The sequence below is a fragment of the Chloroflexota bacterium genome (assembly GCA_018829775.1).
Classification (GTDB): domain Bacteria; phylum Chloroflexota; class Dehalococcoidia; order Dehalococcoidales; family RBG-16-60-22; genus E44-bin89.
This window is the reverse complement of sequence record JAHJTL010000044.1, coordinates 1-16,831: the sequence shown is the minus strand read 5'-3', so window position 1 is coordinate 16,831 and position 16,831 is coordinate 1. Positions and strand designations below refer to the sequence as shown.

The window sequence follows — 16,831 nt, the reverse complement described above, 5'->3', positions numbered from 1 at the left end:
TGAGTAAAGCGATAGACAATTACCGGAAAAAACAGGCAAAAGGGGGGAAGAAGTAATGGCAGAGCAAGAGGAAAAGAAACGGCTTTTCTGTCCGTACTGTGACGAAGAGATGATGGCCCCGGACGGCGCATACTGTCAGGCATGTGGTGTCACCGTATTCTACTGCCCCAGATGCCGGAAACCGGTTCCCCGTGAGAAGACAAAATGTCCTTACTGTGGAGCTGAAATCAAAAGCGGGAATGCCTGAAAGTAGGAGTAATAAATGGCCGACGAAAAGGAGAAGTTGACCATAGTTATGTTCAACGGTGACCTGGACCATGCTCTGGCTGGATTCACCCTGGCAACCACAGCCGCCAGCATGGGGATGGAAGTAAGCATGTTCTTCACGTACTGGGGTCTCAATATCATCAAGAAAAACGAGGGTAAAATCAGAAGCAAGGGCCTGATGAAGAAGATGTTGAACTTCATGAACCGTGGCGGCAGCAAGCGACTGAAGCTTTCCCGTTTCAATATGTTTGGCCTGGGCACCTGGATGATGAAGAAGCTGATGAAAGACGTTAATTACCCATCTATTGACGAGATGATAACTATGGCCCAGGAGATGGGGGTGAAGATGGTCCCGTGCAGCACCACCTGTGGTATTATGGGCATCCCTGACGAAGATGCTTTCCGTGAACAAATCGACAGCCTAGCCGGTGCCGCCTTTTTCCTGAATGAAGCACGCCAATCAAAGGTGACCCTTTTCATCTAGGTAAGGAAGAAGCGATGAAGGCGGATAAAACACTCGATTGTTTAGGCCTTTACTGCCCGATGCCCATCGTCAAAACAGCAGAAAAGTTCAAGGAGTTGGAAACGGGAGAAGTCCTGGAAGTTCTCTCCGACGACAAAGGCATAAAACAGGACATGCCGGCCTGGTGCCAGACCACAGGCCATGAATTTTTAGGGATAAAGGAAGAGGGCGGAGAAATCAAAGTCTATGTGAAGAAAACTCACCAGTGAGGATTCTCAGACTCTCTTGGCCAAAAGCAACGCCACCAGCGACAGCGCTATGCTGGCTATGGCGATAACCGTAAATACGCTGGCGATGCCATAAATATCCATAAAATGTCCCACCAGGGGCTGTACAAGGCTCTGGCCTTCCAGTGACATGCCAAAATAAATGCCGAATGCAGTTGCCCTGAGATAAGCCGGGATGTTATCCATAAGGTATGGCTGCATCGTTGCCTGAGTCATGTACCGGCACATACCGAAAACAATCAGGATGACGATAAACCCGGCATTAAATGGCAACATCGTTAATATATACAGGACAGGGCCGGTGGCTACCAGTGAAAGGATGGTGGCCTGCTTCCTCCCCCAGCGGTCGGATAGCCAGCCGCCAAACAGACTGCCGGATATGCCGCCAAGACGCAAGATACCTACCAGTATGGCTGCATAGGCCGGGGCAACACCGTGCTTACCCACCATGTAAAGCGGGACAAAAGACATCGCAGCACCGGCAACAAGATGCATAGCCACGCTTAAGAAAAAGAGCATTGCAATTGGTCTTAGTATCTGAATTATGCCAATTCTGCTGCTATTTGTGCGGGTTTGTTCTTCCTTCGCTTGCTGCTGAGGCGTAATGCCGGCAGCTTTTTCGGCGCGGGCAAGTTTCTTTATTATTATAGGGACGGCGGATATAGCGGGAATGCCCAGTAAGATAAATGCCCAGCGCCACCCCATATAATCTGCAATCAGCCCACCCAGAAGGGGACCGATGGAAAAACCGATGCTGCCGCCCACCATATGAAGCGCAATAACCTTGCCTCGTTTGGTTACCTCATAGTAACCGGAGAGCATAGACACTGCCGAAGGATGATAACCGCCGGCAAAAATGCCCATAACTATGAGAATGGCTATCATCGGATAGTAAGACGGACTTAAGCCGACGGCAAGGGTAGAGAGACCAATCCCACCCAATCCCACCGCAATCACGATACTTCTCCTTATCCGGTCACCGAGCCAGCCGCCGGGAACCTGAGAAAGACCGGAGGTGATGGTATAGGCGGAAAGCAGTATGCCAGATTGCAGATATGTCAGCCCCAGCCCCTCTTTGATTAACGGCAGCAATGCCGTCAGCAAACCGGCACACAAATCATGGCTGAGGTGGGTATAGGCGAGGAGCAAGGCGATTCCTCCGCCCCATTTACGTAAAGTGGTGCTGAATCTGCTGTTATGTATCAATTAACTAAGCCTTCAGGTTAGATATATCTTCCTCGTAAATTGCACTTGCTGACCAGTATATATCATCATATCTTAATGGAAGATTGCGGACTGTTTCAAATAAGCAATACGATTTTGACGAGTAAGGTAAATTATGGTATCTTTCAAAAGAAATCATCAGGTACACTCTTTAAATAATCACCAGCAAGAACCGGATTCAATTCTCAGGTAGGAGGAGAACATATGCCACTAACAAAAGAAAACCTTTTAGATATGTACCGCCGAATGCTCACCATCCGAACATTTGAAGAAGGCATCACAGAGTTTTCCAAGCAGGGTCTTGTCCCCGGGACCGGCCATGTTTCCATCGGCGAGGAAGCAGTAGCCGTAGGGTCATGCACTGCCTTAGAGGAAAGGGATTACATCATCTCCACCCATCGCGCCCATGGACATTTACTGGCCAAAGGCGCAGACATAAACATTATACTGGCTGAAGTGCTCGGCAAGGCAACCGGTTGCACCGGGGGTAAAGGCGGCTCAATGCACATGTCAGATTTCAGTCGGCAGATACTCGGCACCAATGGCATTGTTGGAGCCGGCATCAATATCGCCGGCGGCGTGGGACTGGCCATTAAAATGCGTCAAACGGGACAGATATGCCTCAGCTTTTTCGGCGACGGCGCGGCCAACCGGGGGACTTTTCACGAAGGACTAAATCTGGCGGCAGTATGGAAGGTGCCGACGGTGTTCGTCTGCACCAATAACCAGTATGGCCTGTCCATGCCACAAGGCAAAGCCTGTGGCAATATCGACATTTCCGCCCGCGCTACCGCCTATGGTATGCCTGGATACCGGGTTGACGGGACCGATGTAATCGCTGTATATGAAGCGGTGAAAAGCGCGGTGGACCGGGCCAGGCAAGGAGACGGCCCCAGTCTGATTGAAGCCGTATCCTACCGTTTGCGCGGTCACAGTATGCGCATGGATACACTGCCCAATGGTAATATTTATCGCCCCGAGGGCGAAGTTGAGGACTGGTCAGCCAGCAAGGACCCTATCAAGATATTCCGCCGGAAACTTGCCGAACTCGGTTACCTGGACGATAAAGCAGCCGACCAGATAGATGCGGAGTGCCAGAAGCTGTTTGAGGACGCTGCTGATTTTGCCCTGAACAGCCCCGAACCCGAACCGGAAACGGCTTTCACGTGGGTTTATGCTCAGGAAGGAGAGAAATAAATGCCACAGCGACAGATAAGTTATCGTGAAGCGCTGGCCGAGGCCATCAAAGAGGAGATGGCACGAGACGATAGAGTAATTCTTATCGGAGAGGATGTGGGAGTATTGGGCGGCGCTTTTAGCGCCACAAAAGGCGTATATGACGCGTTCGGTGGCGAGCGCGTGATTGACACGCCCATTTCCGAAACGGCAATAGTTGGCTATGCGCTGGGAGCCGCCATGGCGGGAATGCGGCCGATAGCCGAGATAATGCGAGTCGACTGGATGACCATCTGCATGGACGAAATCGTCAACCAGACTGCCAAAATGCGCTATCTCTCCGGGGGGCATCCCGAGGTGTCAATGGTCATCAGAGCAGCCGCCGAGGGAGGCATTGGCCTGGGAGGTCAGCACTCACAGAGCTTTGAAGCCTGGTTTGTCCACGTACCAGGTTTGAAAGTGGTCATGCCGTCCACACCCTACGATGTCAAAGGGTTATTGAAGGCAGCCATCAGAGACCCCAACCCGATTATATTCCTGGAGCCAGGTGTTCTCTACGGTGTGAGTGGACCGGTGCCGGAAGAGGAATATGTGATTCCGCTGGGGAAATCGGAGGTCAAGAGAGAGGGAAAAGATGTTACCATTGTGGCCTGGGGAACGTTGCTGCCCAAGACGCTGAACGCTGCCCAGACGCTGTCAGATGAGGGGATTGAAGCGGAAGTCGTTGACCCGCGAACGCTTCGTCCGCTGGATATCGATACCATAATTAATTCGGTGAAGAAAACAGGAAAACTAATTATTGCCCACGAGGCGATGAAAACGTGCGGTGTTGGCGCGGAAATCGCAGCTCTCGTTCAGGAACGAGCATTTGACCATCTTGACGCACCCATACAGCGGGTAGCTACACCCGATACTATCATACCGGTTAACCGTGCGTTGGAGAGAATGGTGCTACCCCAAGAAGATACGGTCGTAGAAGCGGTCAAATCCATCGTTTAAACAGGAGAGCAGGGGTTCAGGGGGCTGGTCTTGCTTAAAAGTCACAATTGCGGTGAACTGAGAAAAGAAAACGTTGGTCAGACGGTAACCCTGGCCGGCTGGGTGGACCGACGCCGGGACCATGGCGGTCTCATCTTTATCGACCTCCGCGATAGAGAGGGCATCGTTCAGGTTGCTTTCAATCCCGAGGTGTCAAAGTCGTGCCATAAAGTGGCCAGCCAGATGCGCAGCGAATTCGTGGTGTGGGCGAGTGGCGAAGTGGCCAAACGTCCGCCGGGAACAGAGAATCTCAAATTATCCACCGGTGAGGTTGAGGTAATCGCGCATGACGCAAAAATTTTAAATCCGTCGAAAACACCACCTTTTTACATCAATGAAGATGTAGAAGTGGAAGAAAACCTGCGCTTGAAATATCGCTACCTCGACCTGCGACGAGCAGTAATGCGGGAGAACATGATACTACGTCACCAGGTGGTGAAATTCATTCGCGATTTCTTCGATGCGGATGGTTTTATTGAGATTGAGACGCCGATTCTCATCAAGAGCACCCCCGAAGGCGCCCGCGACTATCTGGTACCAAGTCGTGTCCATGCCGGTAAATTCTACGCGCTGCCCCAGTCTCCACAGCAACTCAAGCAATTGCTGATGGTCGCCGGGATGGAGAAATACTACCAGATTGCCCGCTGTTTTCGTGATGAGGACACGCGAGCCGACCGCCAGCCTGAATTCACCCAGCTCGATCTGGAAATGAGCTTCGTTGAAGACGAGGACATTTTAAGCTTGCTGGAGCGACTCTTCATTGCTCTGGTAAAGACCATCAAGCCGGATACGAAGGTTATGGAATCTTTTTCCCGCTTCAGCTATAACGATGTCATGAATCAATATGGAACGGATAAACCTGACCTGCGCTTCGGCCTTGAATTGAAAGACTTGTCAGACATCGCGGCGCAGTCAAGTTTTGACATTTTCACCTCGGCTGTTGCCGGTGGAGGCAAGGTCAAGGGCATCCGGGCACCGGGTTGTGCTGCCTACAGCCGGAAACAACTCGATGATTTGAACCAGCTGGCACGCAGTTGCGGAGCGGGCGGACTGGTAACGATAGCACTCGGTGAGTCAAAAGGTGGCAGCCTGGATGAGTTAACCCCCGACATGGTCCACTCGGTAGCGGCCAAGTTCCTTACCTTGGAACAGATAAAGGCAATGGCGGAGCGCATGGAGGCAAGCACTGGCGACCTGCTTCTGATTGTTGCCGGTGATGCCAAAACGGTAAATATCTCACTCGGTGCAATGCGACAGGAAATAGGGCAACGGCTGAAACTGGCCGACCCGAACACGCTCGCTTTTGCCTACATTAAAAATTTCCCCCTGCTGAGAAAGAACGAAGAAACCGGTTACTGGGAATCGGAACACCACCCTTTCACCAGGCCGTGGGATGAAGATGAGTCGCTTCTGGATACGGCGCCGGAAAAGGTGCGCAGCAAACACTACGACATGATATGCAACGGGTTTGAGATCGGCGGCGGCAGCCTCAGAATTCACACGGCAACACTCCAGCGCAAAATATTCCAGCTGCTTGGTTACACTGACGATGATATTGAAGAGCGCTTCGGGCATATGCTTGAGGCATTTGAATATGGTGCGCCGCCTCACGGAGGTATCGCGCTGGGCATTGACCGCATCGTGATGCTGCTGGCAGGCAAAGAGACCATCCGCGAGGTAATCGCTTTCCCCAAGACCCAGGGCGCCCTTGACCTGACTTTCAATGCCCCGGCACCGGTCACGGAGGAACAGCTTGCTGAACTGCACATCCTTTTGCGCGAAGAAGAAGAATAGATGGTTGACATAAAAGAAGTAGCCCAAAACATAATTCTAATCGACAACGAGCTTTATTCCATCCCCAAGTGGGGAAGTGTTTACCTTATCAATGAAGAGAAGAAAGCGCTGATTGATACCGGCCCGGCCACCTCGGTGAATACAGTCCTGAATGGCATAAAAAAGACGGGGATTGACCCTGAGGATATAGATTACATTGTCGTAACTCATATTCATCTGGACCATGCCGGTGGGGCTGGTGAACTGATAAAATATATGCCCCGGGCCCGGGTTATAGTCCATGATAAAGGTGCCCGGCACTTGTCTAATCCGGAGAGACTGGTGAAAAGCTTCGCCTCTACGATGGGAGAAAGGATGATGCAAAAGACCGGGCCGATGGCACCAATTGATGAGGAGAGGGTCGTGCCGGTATCCGGTGACGAAGTATTCAAGCTCGGTGAAAGGCAAAGCCTGCGCGTTCTCCATATGCCCGGACACGCCCCACATCAACTGTGTATTCTGGAGAGTCGGAACAACGGCCTGTTCAGCGGTGATGCCATTGGTATCTCGGTGGCAGAAGGTAAGGTGCTGATGCCGGCCACACCGCCACCTGCCTTTGACCTCGAGCTATATACAAGTTCGCTGCAAAGATTGATGGAGTTGAACGCAAATCTGATTTACTTCGGTCACTTTGGCGCCACTGACAAGGTTAGAGAAAGCATACAAACAGCTATGGATAAACTCAAAGCCTGGAATACCCTCATTTCCCAGGCCTTTGTCGAAGGAGGCTTTGAAGCGGCATTTAAAAGGATAAGGGCGCAGCTTTATTCCGAGCTGGAACCGGCCAGAGAATCGGGACCTCTCTATCAGTACCTGGCCGACGGCATAGTGGCCATGAATATTACCGGTCTTCTGAAACATTTTCAGGATAAAAAAGTGCTGAGTGAAAAGGTAGCGAAGTCGTGAAGGTAACCAAGGAAAAGACGGAGAACAGTCAGGTATTTCTAACCATTGAGATGGAACCGCAGGAAATTGAAGAGTCAATGGCAGAGTCCTATCAGCGCCTGGCCAAACGGGCCAATATCCCGGGCTTTCGCAAAGGCAAAGCACCGCGTGCCATACTGGAACGCTATCTGGGTAGAGATAACGTTCTCGAGGATGCGGTGAACCATTTGCTGCCGCAGGCCTATGAGAAAGCAATCAAAGAACAGCAGATAGAAGCTATTGCCCGTCCGGAGATTGAACTGGTGCAAACCGACCCGGTCATTTTCAAGGCCAAGGTACCTATGGCACCTGTGGTACAGCTGGGTGATTATCAGAGTGTCAAAATGAAGCCCGACCCGGTGAAAGTAACAGCTGCGAATGTGAATGAAGTGATCGAACAGCTGCGCCACCAGAATGCGACCTGGGAATCGATGGAACGCGCCATTAAGTTTGGTGATTTGGCTGTATTCAATTTAGAGAGCCAGGTGGATGGTTCGCCATTTATCAACCGGGAAGGAGTACAGTACCTCGTTATGCAGGATTCCAGCTCTCCGGCCCCGGGCTTTGCCGAAGAGCTTATCGGGATGAATAAAGGAGATGAGAAGAACTTCAATATCAAACTTCCGGAAGATTACGCCCAAAATGAATTCGCCGGAAAAGAGGCCCATTTCACGGTGAAAATGCTGGAGGTAAAACAGGAGATATTGCCCGAGCTTAACGACGAGTTCGCCACACAACTGGGGCCTGAAATCAAGAATATGGCTGCTCTGAAGGAAGAGGTATCCCGAAACCTGAAGCTAAGGGCGGAAGCGAAAACCAAGGTCGATTTTGAAGACAAAGTCATAGATGCGGTGGTCGCCTCCTCTCAGGTTGAATTTCCGCCAATTCTGATGGATGCCGAAATACATCGTATAATGCATGAGCAAACCCGGCAATTTGAAAGGCAGGGCGCGAACCTGGAAGAATATTTGAAGAGCATTGATAAAACAGAGGAGCAACTGCACGAGGAATTACATCCGGTGGCGACCAGAAGAGTAACACAATCTCTCGTACTGGGCAAGCTTGCAGAAACAGAAAAGATTGAAGTAAATGATAAAGAGATAGATAATGAGATTGAAACGATGCTGCAAAATGCGGCTGAGAACAAGGAAGAATTGCAGAAGGCATTCAATGCACCGCCTTCCCGTGATTCTATCCGGCAAATCTTACTGGCACGCAAAACGGTCGCGCGACTGGTGGAAATAGCCAAAAGCGAGAAGGAGAAAAAAGGGAAACCTAAAAAGGAGGTGGCTAAAAAATGAATATCAATCCAATGAATGTCATACCGATGGTCATCGAGAGTGGTGCCAGAGGGGAGCGCGCCTTTGATATCTATTCACTCTTGCTGAAAGAGCGCATCGTCATGCTGGGTATGCCTATCAATGACCAGGTGACCAACGTCATTGTTGCCCAGTTGCTCTATCTGGCAAGGGAGGACCCGGACAAGGATATAAGCCTTTACATTCACTGCCCGGGCGGCGTCATTAATGCCGGCCTGGCGATTTACGACACCATACAGCTCATCCAGCCGGATGTTTCCACCATCTGTCTTGGACTGGCGGCAAGCATGGGTACAGTGCTGCTCTGCGCTGGCGCCAAGGGCAAGCGATATGCCTTACCCAACTCCACCGTTCATATGCATCAGGCTTTCGGTGGCGCTCAGGGATACGCCGCCGACATCGAGATTGCCGCCCGGGAAATCATGCGCATTCAGGATATAATCAGGGGTATCCTGGTAAAGCATACCGGGCAGACACTGGAAAAGATCGCTCATGATACTGACCGTGATTTCTACCTCAATGCCGAACAGGCTGTGGAATACGGCATTGTGGACGAAGTCCTGAAAAAACCAAAAGAAGACGGTACGAAAGAAGCGAAGAAGTAATTAGCAACCAGATTTAAAAAATAAATTCCCCTCTCGGTTTTTATCAGGGAGGGGAGTTTTGTTTCGGAGTGCATATTACAGGTAACAGACCGGGCAATCAGATAGAGCCACTCACCTTTTCATCGATTTCTGCGGTGAGGTCATAAACTCTTATCAATCTCCCCCCGGCGTCAACGACCCTTTTATCCGGCGTTATCTGCACCCGACCCTGGCTGAATGCCTGGACGGTGGTGATAACCAGCGGTAATTCTCTGACCACTCCTCGTTGTCGGATGAGCTGGAAAAGGGCGTTCTCTTCACCCTGTTCCTGTTTTACCTGCGCCACCGATTTTCCTTTTATCTCTGTCCAATGCCGGTCAAACGGTTCACCACGAATTGGGAACGTGCAGTATGTTACCACCGGGCCTTTGTCCAGTTCCGGCGTGACCAAGTGCATCATGGCACCGGTTGATTCCGCCCCGGTCTCAATCAATTTCCAGATGACTTCCTGCCAGGTCCCGGCCGGGCCACCAGGTGCAGCAGGGTGGAGATTTATCATGTCATACTTCTGGCACATCTCCGGCCCAACGATAAGCATGTACCCTGCCAGCACGCACAGGTCTGGTTTGTAATCCTGCAGCCTGGCCATTACCTCGCGGTCATAGTCAAGTCGCCATGAGGGCCAGATTTCATCAGGAACACCGCCCGAACCACCTGTTTTTGCTTTAAATTCCTGATAGGAAAATGTGACCAGCGGAATATGGTAGTCCTCAACCATATGGAGAAAAATGTCGGTCGGTTCGGTTTCGCCGTACTCACGACTGCAGAAGGCGAAAGCGAACTCGGCATCAATCTCACCCGATGCAATGCTGTCAAGTACCGCTTTAAGCAGCCCTCTTGACCCTTTGCCCCTGCCCGTGGAAAACCATCCAAGTTGATACATTTTGTTACCGCCAGGTACGATTTTTCAGTTTGTTCCAGGCGCTGGCAAAGTGAGTTAAAGGACTGGTCCGGTGGCCGATGATTTTGCCCTTGGCCAGCGCTTGAAGAAAGTCATCACGACCTTCAAACTCCGGCATTTCTACACAGGCATTGCCTATCTCACCCGGTGTATGGGCATCGCTGCCGGCACTCTGGGCAATGTTGTATTTATTGGTAAAAGCCAGCGCCTTCTCGTAACTGCGGTGGAGCAGGCTCCTGGCATTGAAGACCTCAATGACCTCAATTTCCTGTGCGATTTCTTCAACTATCTTATCGCTCAGGGCCGACGGCCGGAAAACGTCAAAAGAATGCGGAACGCACACTATGCCGCCCTGTGCCCTGATTTGAGCAATCGTCTGCTCCACGGAGAGGCCGCTGGGGATACTTTCTTTGAGGAACATGCCCATTAATTCGCCATGCGGGGTCAATATCTCCTCGGCAACGATTACGGTGAAGGGGGCGATACGCTGCATTTCGAGTGCACCTTCAACCGTGCCGTGGTCGGCGATGGCTATACAGTTGATGCCAAGTTGCTGGCACCGTTCAATTATTACATTCAAAGGCATACTGCAGTCCATCGAATACTCGGTGTGGACATGAAGGTCTGCTTTCAGCAACTGACTCAACTGCTCCTTTCCAGGTATTCACCGGTACGAGTGTCGACCTTGATGACATCGCCCTCATTGATGAAGAGCGGAACTTGAAGCGTCAGGCCCGTTTCCAGTGTTGCCGGTTTGCTGCCGCCGGTAGCGGTGTCACCTTTGAAACCGGGCTCGGTAGCGGTAACCTCAAGCTCCACAGCTACGGGCGATTCGATATCGACCACCTCACCTTTGTAGCTGGATACCTCCACGATAAAGCCCTCTTTCAAGTAATTTAATGTATCGCCCAGCCGGGCGCGGTTGATTTCAATTTGCTCAAAGCTTTCCACATCCATGAAATAGTACACGTCCTCATCATTATAGAGATACTGCATCGGGCGTGAATCAAGGCGTGCCCGCACCAGCTTGTCATCAGACTGGAAACTGCGCTCGGTGGTATGGCCGGCACTCAGGTCGCGCAGCTTGACACGTGCCAGCGCGGTCCGCTTCATCTTGACGTGCTGATAGTTCACCACCTGATAAAGCGTGCCGTCAAGCTCAATGATAATTCCTTTTCGCAGTTCACCACCGCTGATCATTTTACGTCTTCCTCGCTTTCGAAAGTACTCTCAGTTTTCCGTTCTCCAGAACAACCAAATCTTCAGTCCTGACCCCGCCCCAGCCGGGGAGATAGATACCAGGTTCAATGGTAAACACCATGCCGGAAACCAGTTTCTCACCGGAGCCCGGCCCGAGGCGCGGTGCCTCATGCGCCGCCAGACCGACTCCGTGACCCAGCGCATGCCCGAAAGCCTCAGCATAGCCAGCTTCAGTAATAACCGTCCGCGCCAGGTTGTCTGCCTGCTCCCCGGTCATACCTTCCTTGAGGAGTTCTATCGCCGCCAGCTGCGCACCAAGAACGACGTCGTACACTTTTTTGAAATTATCATCAGGTTCGCCAAGGCAGATGGTACGGGTCAGGTCGCTGGCGTAGCCGTTTACCCTGGCGCCAAAATCCATGAGCACCGGCTCTCCTTTCTGAATAACACGCTCCGAAGGTCGGGCATGGGGCAGGGCAGCATTGGGGCCGGAAGCAACAATGATGTCAAACGGCACCGCCTGACTGCCATGTTCACGCATAAATTTCTCCACCTCCCAGGCCACCTCTTTTTCAGTCATGCCAGCTTTTATATTTTGCTCGATATACCCAAAGGCTTTATCGCTTATGTCCGCGGCCCGGGCGATGAGCTCGATTTCCTCAGCGTCCTTAATCGCTCGCAGCGATTCCACCAATCCTTCCAAAAAGACAGATTTGGGAGCAGATTCCATTTTTTTCATTATATCGCTTATCTGACGATGCATAGCAAGCGATATATACTGGGACTCAAGACCAAGTTTCTGACCCCGAAGGTCAGCGATTAGCTCGGGAAACCAGTCGAGCATATCACCAGCTATCTGGAACAGCCGGTAGTCTGGAGACTGCTGTTTAACCTGTTCTATGTAGCGAAAGTCCGTGGCGATAACAGCGTCCTTATCGGTGATGAGTAAATACCCGGCAGAGCCGTCGAAGTCAGAAAGGTAGCGACGGTTCTCCGGCTGGGAGACAAAGATGGCATCAACTTCCAGTTCGGCCAGTCTCTGCCGCAACCGCGACAACCGGTTATTCGTTTTCAACCCCGTTATCTCTCTTTCTGGCCATCGGGTGGGCGGACTGATATATCTTCCGCGCCTGACTCTGGCTGACGTGAGTATACACCTGAGTGGTCGCCAGCTGGGCATGGCCGAGCAGCTCCTGAACGACCCTTAAATCGGCACCGCCATCGAGAAGGTGGGTGGCAAAGGTGTGCCTGAGAACGTGGGGGTGAACTCTCTTCTCGATGCCAGCTTTCCGTGCGCATCTGTCCAGAATTTTCTGTATCCTTCGTGCTGGCAGCCGCCCGCCATACTGATTGAGAAAAACGGCGTTTGTCTTCTTCTTACCCAGCAAAACAGGACGCCCCTGTACGAGGTAGTTATTCAAGGCATGCGCTGCCGGCTCACCGATGAGCACCATTCGCTCCTTTGAACCCTTGCCCCAGACCCGGATTTCCTTTGTTTCCATATTCAACTGCTCGAGGTTCAGGCTCTCCAGCTCGCTGACCCGCATCCCCGAAGCATAGAGCAATTCCAACAGGGCCCGGTTACGCAGCCCTTGAGGAGTTGACAGGTCGGGTGCTTCCAGGAGTCGCACTGTTTCTTCTGCGGTGAGAAAAGACGGGAGACGACGGTCCAGCTTCGGGGAGGAAACTTTTTCCAGCGGATTGGCCGACACTTTCTCTTCCCTCAGCAGATAACGGTAGAAGGAGCGGATGGCCGACAGCTTGCGGGCGATGCTGCTCTTGACCACGCCCTGCTCCATAAGCCACGCCATGTAGTCGCGGAGGACCTGCTTGTCCACTTCGTCGAGCGAATCAATCTGTTTAACCCTGAGAAATTGGAAGAAGCCTTTCTCTGAACCGCGTGCGTAGTTGCCGATAAGGTCCATGGTGTAATTTCGCACCGTATACGGCGAGAGCCCTCGCTCCGCTTCCAGATAGTTCACATATTTATTCAGTGCTTCCTGCATATCACTGCTCACGTTCGAGCTTCCCTTTGTAGTCGCACTTGGTACACTTGGCGTACCTGCCCATGTGCTGCGTCAGCAATCCACCGCATTTGGGGCAGGGGTCGGGGAGGGGTTTATAGAAAACGGCGAACGTACACTCTGGATAATTGCCGCAGCCATAAAAGATGCGTTTTTTCTTGCTTACCCGTTCCACAAGCTCACCGCCACACTCGGGACATTTAACTCCCGTCTTGAGCTGGTATGACTTCGTATACTTGCACTCCGGGTAACCGCTGCAGGCAAGGAATTTACCGTATCTCCCCAGCTTTACGGCCAGAGGTTTGCCGCATTCCGGACAGGTCTCATCGGTCAATTCAACGGGCAGCTTTACTCTCTCCGCTTGTTGAAAAGCATTCTCCAGGTCCTTATTGAATGGTGTATAAAAATCCTGAACGACGCTGGCCCAATTGCGGTTTTTCTTCACGATATCGTCGAGTTCGTCTTCCATACTGGCAGTAAACCGAATATCAATGATGTCAGCGAAATGCTGATTTAACAGGTCGTTTACCAGAACGCCCAGTTCAGTGGGCTGGAAACAGCCCCTGACCTTGCTTACGTAGCCCCGGTCCTGGATGGTGGAAAGGATCGGTGCATAGGTGCTGGGACGGCCAATGCCCCACTGCTCCAGCATCTTGACCAGCGTGGCCTCGGTGAAGCGGGGTGACGGCTGGGTAAAGCACTGCTCCAGGTATATTCCCAGAAGTTTCAAGTCCTCGTTTTTCCTTAATGAGGGTAATTTGCCCTTCTTTTCCTCTTCATCCGCCTCATCCTTGCTCTCACTGTAGAGGACGATAAATCCGGGAAATACATTCACCGAGCTGGAAGTTCTCAGTAAGTAATCGGTTTCCGGACATTTAGCTTCAATGTCCACGGTAGTATTATCGAAGACAGCCGCCGCCATCTGGCTGGCTACCATACGTTTCCAGATAAGGTCATAGAGTCGATACTGGCTCGCCGTCAGGTATTTCTTGACCAGCGAAGGCTCCCGGTATATGCGGGTAGGGCGGATGGCTTCATGCGCTTCCTGCGCCCCACGTACAGTCCCCCTGAAAATGCGGGTATGAGACGGCAGGTACTGGGCACCGTGCTTCTCCCCGATGTAGTCTCTGGTCTCGGCAATAGCGGAAGACGCCACCCGGGTAGAATCGGTGCGCATATAGGTGATAAGCCCCACACTCCCTTCATCGTCAATGGGCAGACCTTCGTAAAGCTGCTGGGCAATCGCCATCGTCTGCTTGGCGGTAAAGCGCAGCTTGCGCCAGGCCTCCTGCTGCAGAGTACTGGTAATGAAAGGGGGAGCCGGCTGACGGTTAACTTTTTTCATATTGACCCGGTAGACACGATAGCTCGCCTGCTCCAGCTCTCCTTTAACCCGACTTGCTTCCTGCTCATTGGGGATGCCTACCTTGGCGCCGTCCATGAGGCCGATTAACATGGCCCTGAACGGAACTTTATCTCCTTTTTTGGCCAGTTCAGCTTCAATTGTCCAGTACTCCACCGGCACAAAGCCCTGTATCTCACGCTCACGGTCCACGATTATTTTCACTGTGGCAGACTGGACTCTCCCCGCGGAAAGGCCGCGCCTCACCTTCTTCCAGAGCAAAGGGCTGAGTTTATAGCCGACCAGTCTATCCAGGATGCGCCGTGCCTGCTGTGCGTTGACCAGCTGCATGTCTATAGAGCGAGAGTGCTGGAACGCCTGTTTGACCGCTCCGCTGGTTATTTCGTGGAAAACGACGCGGCGATATGGTTTGCGGCCTGATTTCGTTACTTCAGCCAGATGCCAGGCAATGGCCTCTCCTTCACGGTCAGGGTCGGTGGCCAGATAGACTGTGGACGCGTTTTTAACTGCCTTTTTCAGCTCATTAACGATCTTGCTTTTCGCCTTCGGTACCACATATCTGGGAGCAAAACCGTTTTCTACGTCCACACCCAGTTCACTCTTGGGCAAATCCCTTATGTGGCCCAGCGATGCTTTCAGGCTGTAGCTGCTGCCCAGTATCTTGAGCAGTGTCCTGGCCTTCGCCGGTGATTCTACGATTACAAGATTCTTCGCCATGATATTAATCCACCCTCACTCGATATTCCTCCCTGACCTCTCTGGCCAGTATATAGCTCATCGGTCCCATCTGCTTGACTAACCCTTTCAGTTCCATCATCGCCAAAGTGCTGCTGACAGTGGACACCGGAAGCCCGCTGCTGCGGCAAACTTCATCGATATGAATTGGCTCGGCGCTCAATTGTTTCAGCAGCAAGGACTCCGTGTCGGAAGCGGGCAGTATCTCTTTCATCTCTATCTGCCGCGCTATCGTCATCAGGTTAAGCTCTTCCAGGATATCGGTATAATCGCGCACCAGTTTGGCACCTTCCTGAATAAGATGATTTGTACCCCGACTGGCCGGCGAAAGAATGCTGCCGGGAACGGCAAATACCTCGCGGTTTTGCTCCAGCGCGAACCGCGCCGTTATCATGGCACCGCTGGTTATATCCGCCTCAACGACGAGCACTCCCATGCTTAGTCCGCTCATAATCCGGTTGCGGCGGGGGAAGTTGTCCGCCCTTGGCCTTGTGCCCAGAGGGTATTCGCTGATGAGAGCGCCCTGTTGCATAATCCTCCGGGCCAGGTCCGCATTCTCGCTGGGATAGACAATGTCAAGCCCGCAGGCAAAGACGGCGATGCTCCTGCCTCCCGCATCCAGCGCCGCCTGGTGGGCCACGGAATCGATGCCTTTGGCCAGGCCACTGACCGTGGTAATTTGGCTCCGTGCCAGGTCAGCCACTATCTCCTCCGTTACCTGCCTCCCGTAAACGGTTGCCCGCCGGGTGCCGACCACCGCCAGACACCACTCGTCCTGCGGCAGCAGTTCACCCCTGATATACAGCAGCGGCGGGTAGTCATAAATCTCTTTCAACCGAGATGGGTACGCTTCGTCATTACAGGTAAAGACTTTTACCCCGTAGCGGGACAGTTTTTCCATTTCATCGTCTAAAGAAATCTTTGGTATCCAGGTTGTAATCGCCTGTACTGCATTGCGGTCAAGGCCAGCCTTTTTCAATTCGCCGGACGCTGCCTGCCAGGCGTCTTCCAAGCTGCCGAAATGGTTTTCTAGCTGGGCGAAACGCACGCGCCCGATGCCCGGTATGAGGCTGAAACCCACCCAGTATTTGAGGTCTTTATCTGTCATCTTCAAGGCAATTCTATCATAGAGACATAGTGCAGACAATCGGCTAATGACGAGTATTAAACAATGATATACTCAGTCAGAAGCCATCTAATAGAAATATAATGGCGGAGAGGGTGGGATTCGAACCCACGGTAGCCAAAGGCTACACACGCTCTCCAGGCGTGCCTGATAGGCCACTCCAGCACCTCTCCGCAAACCGTCTTTAAGACAAATAGGCATTATATAACAGCTTGCCAGGCCAGTCATTTAATTTATAAAACGGAGAGGGTGGGATTCGAACCCACGCTCCGCTTGCGCGAAGACCGCTTTTCGAGAGCGGCACCAT

At 52.1% G+C, this 16,831-nt stretch carries 17 protein-coding genes and 1 tRNA gene; 9 read left to right on the top strand and 9 right to left on the bottom strand.

Features of this window, described 5'->3' with window-relative positions:
* The first annotated feature begins 55 nt into the window (after positions 1 to 55).
* Genes KKD83_04475 through KKD83_04465 form a run of 3 tightly spaced genes read left to right on the top strand, consistent with a single transcriptional unit; the run spans position 56 to position 999 of the window.
* The gene (locus tag KKD83_04475; protein MBU2535407.1) at positions 56 to 247 is read left to right on the top strand and encodes a hypothetical protein; all 192 of its coding nucleotides are present in this window, start codon (positions 56 to 58) and stop codon (positions 245 to 247) included.
* A gap of 15 nt (positions 248 to 262) precedes the next feature.
* Positions 263 to 751 (top strand): DsrE/DsrF/DrsH-like family protein, encoded by a 489-nt coding sequence (locus tag KKD83_04470; GenBank protein MBU2535406.1) that lies wholly within the window; start codon positions 263 to 265, stop codon positions 749 to 751.
* 14 nt (positions 752 to 765) lie between these two features.
* Positions 766 to 999, top strand: coding sequence for a sulfurtransferase TusA family protein (locus KKD83_04465; protein ID MBU2535405.1), 234 nt, complete (start codon positions 766 to 768; stop codon positions 997 to 999).
* Positions 1,000 to 1,005: 6 nt separating this feature from the next.
* Here the strand turns inward: KKD83_04465 and KKD83_04460 are convergent, their stop codons facing one another.
* A complete protein-coding gene (locus KKD83_04460) occupies positions 1,006 to 2,223 on the bottom strand; it encodes an MFS transporter (protein ID MBU2535404.1) in 1,218 nt (405 codons plus the stop codon).
* Between the two features lie 222 nt (positions 2,224 to 2,445).
* On the opposite strand from KKD83_04460, the gene KKD83_04455 reads away from it, so the two are divergent.
* The 6 genes from KKD83_04455 to KKD83_04430 are packed head-to-tail and all read left to right on the top strand — an operon-like array spanning position 2,446 to position 9,136.
* Positions 2,446 to 3,438 carry a thiamine pyrophosphate-dependent dehydrogenase E1 component subunit alpha gene (locus KKD83_04455; protein MBU2535403.1) on the top strand — a complete coding sequence of 331 codons (993 nt, stop codon included), beginning with the start codon at positions 2,446 to 2,448 and terminating at the stop codon, positions 3,436 to 3,438.
* A complete protein-coding gene (locus tag KKD83_04450) occupies positions 3,439 to 4,416 on the top strand; it encodes an alpha-ketoacid dehydrogenase subunit beta (GenBank protein MBU2535402.1) in 978 nt (325 codons plus the stop codon). It begins immediately after the preceding gene.
* Positions 4,417 to 4,446: 30 nt separating this feature from the next.
* A complete protein-coding gene (aspS, locus tag KKD83_04445) occupies positions 4,447 to 6,249 on the top strand; it encodes an aspartate--tRNA ligase (GenBank protein MBU2535401.1) in 1,803 nt (600 codons plus the stop codon).
* A complete protein-coding gene (locus tag KKD83_04440; protein ID MBU2535400.1) occupies positions 6,250 to 7,194 on the top strand; it encodes an MBL fold metallo-hydrolase in 945 nt (314 codons plus the stop codon). It begins immediately after the preceding gene.
* Positions 7,191 to 8,513 carry a trigger factor gene (gene tig / locus KKD83_04435; protein MBU2535399.1) on the top strand — a complete coding sequence of 441 codons (1,323 nt, stop codon included), beginning with the start codon at positions 7,191 to 7,193 and terminating at the stop codon, positions 8,511 to 8,513. Before KKD83_04440 ends, tig begins: the two co-directional genes overlap by 4 nt.
* Positions 8,514 to 8,524: 11 nt before the next feature.
* Entirely contained in the window at positions 8,525 to 9,136 is a 612-nt protein-coding gene (locus KKD83_04430; GenBank protein ID MBU2535398.1) for an ATP-dependent Clp protease proteolytic subunit, read from the top strand.
* A 97-nt stretch (positions 9,137 to 9,233) separates the two neighbouring features.
* Here KKD83_04430 and KKD83_04425 read toward each other — a convergent pair whose 3' ends face one another.
* From KKD83_04425 to KKD83_04390, 8 genes are all read right to left on the bottom strand, one after another.
* Complete coding sequence (locus KKD83_04425; protein ID MBU2535397.1) at positions 9,234 to 10,058, bottom strand: phosphoglycerate transporter; 825 nt, start codon at positions 10,056 to 10,058, stop codon at positions 9,234 to 9,236.
* A gap of 4 nt (positions 10,059 to 10,062) precedes the next feature.
* Entirely contained in the window at positions 10,063 to 10,722 is a 660-nt protein-coding gene (locus tag KKD83_04420; GenBank protein ID MBU2535396.1) for a PHP domain-containing protein, read from the bottom strand.
* Entirely contained in the window at positions 10,719 to 11,276 is a 558-nt protein-coding gene (gene efp, locus KKD83_04415) for an elongation factor P (GenBank protein ID MBU2535395.1), read from the bottom strand. The genes KKD83_04420 and efp overlap by 4 nt, the downstream gene beginning before the upstream one ends.
* Before the next feature lies 1 nt (position 11,277).
* Positions 11,278 to 12,456, bottom strand: a complete 1,179-nt coding sequence (locus KKD83_04410; GenBank protein ID MBU2535394.1) for an aminopeptidase P family protein — start codon at positions 12,454 to 12,456, stop codon at positions 11,278 to 11,280.
* Positions 12,338 to 13,282 carry a tyrosine recombinase XerC gene (xerC, locus tag KKD83_04405; GenBank protein ID MBU2535393.1) on the bottom strand — a complete coding sequence of 315 codons (945 nt, stop codon included), beginning with the start codon at positions 13,280 to 13,282 and terminating at the stop codon, positions 12,338 to 12,340. The genes KKD83_04410 and xerC overlap by 119 nt, the downstream gene beginning before the upstream one ends.
* A 1-nt stretch (position 13,283) precedes the next feature.
* On the bottom strand, positions 13,284 to 15,380 hold the full coding sequence (topA, locus tag KKD83_04400; GenBank protein MBU2535392.1) for a type I DNA topoisomerase: 2,097 nt from the start codon (positions 15,378 to 15,380) through the stop codon (positions 13,284 to 13,286).
* 4 nt (positions 15,381 to 15,384) lie between these two features.
* Positions 15,385 to 16,506 (bottom strand): DNA-processing protein DprA, encoded by a 1,122-nt coding sequence (gene dprA, locus KKD83_04395; protein MBU2535391.1) that lies wholly within the window; start codon positions 16,504 to 16,506, stop codon positions 15,385 to 15,387.
* A gap of 102 nt (positions 16,507 to 16,608) precedes the next feature.
* A tRNA-Ser gene (locus KKD83_04390) sits at positions 16,609 to 16,697 on the bottom strand.
* Positions 16,698 to 16,831 lie beyond the last annotated feature (134 nt).

Bases quoted from the DNA above. Each gene is read 5' to 3' on its own strand.
- KKD83_04475 (MBU2535407.1), top strand. From the start codon at position 56: ATGGCAGAGCAAGAGGAAAAGAAACGGCTTTTCTGTCCGTACTGTGAC.
- KKD83_04450 (MBU2535402.1), top strand. From the start codon at position 3,439: ATGCCACAGCGACAGATAAGTTATCGTGAAGCGCTGGCCGAGGCCATC.
- xerC (MBU2535393.1), bottom strand. From the start codon at position 13,282: ATGCAGGAAGCACTGAATAAATATGTGAACTATCTGGAAGCGGAGCGA.
- dprA (MBU2535391.1), bottom strand. From the start codon at position 16,506: ATGACAGATAAAGACCTCAAATACTGGGTGGGTTTCAGCCTCATACCG.
- efp (MBU2535395.1), bottom strand. From the start codon at position 11,276: ATGATCAGCGGTGGTGAACTGCGAAAAGGAATTATCATTGAGCTTGAC.
- KKD83_04430 (MBU2535398.1), top strand. From the start codon at position 8,525: ATGAATGTCATACCGATGGTCATCGAGAGTGGTGCCAGAGGGGAGCGC.
- KKD83_04455 (MBU2535403.1), top strand. From the start codon at position 2,446: ATGCCACTAACAAAAGAAAACCTTTTAGATATGTACCGCCGAATGCTC.
- KKD83_04410 (MBU2535394.1), bottom strand. From the start codon at position 12,456: ATGCCCAGCTGGCGACCACTCAGGTGTATACTCACGTCAGCCAGAGTC.
- KKD83_04425 (MBU2535397.1), bottom strand. From the start codon at position 10,058: ATGTATCAACTTGGATGGTTTTCCACGGGCAGGGGCAAAGGGTCAAGA.
- KKD83_04470 (MBU2535406.1), top strand. From the start codon at position 263: ATGGCCGACGAAAAGGAGAAGTTGACCATAGTTATGTTCAACGGTGAC.
- topA (MBU2535392.1), bottom strand. From the start codon at position 15,380: ATGGCGAAGAATCTTGTAATCGTAGAATCACCGGCGAAGGCCAGGACA.
- KKD83_04440 (MBU2535400.1), top strand. From the start codon at position 6,250: ATGGTTGACATAAAAGAAGTAGCCCAAAACATAATTCTAATCGACAAC.
- KKD83_04465 (MBU2535405.1), top strand. From the start codon at position 766: ATGAAGGCGGATAAAACACTCGATTGTTTAGGCCTTTACTGCCCGATG.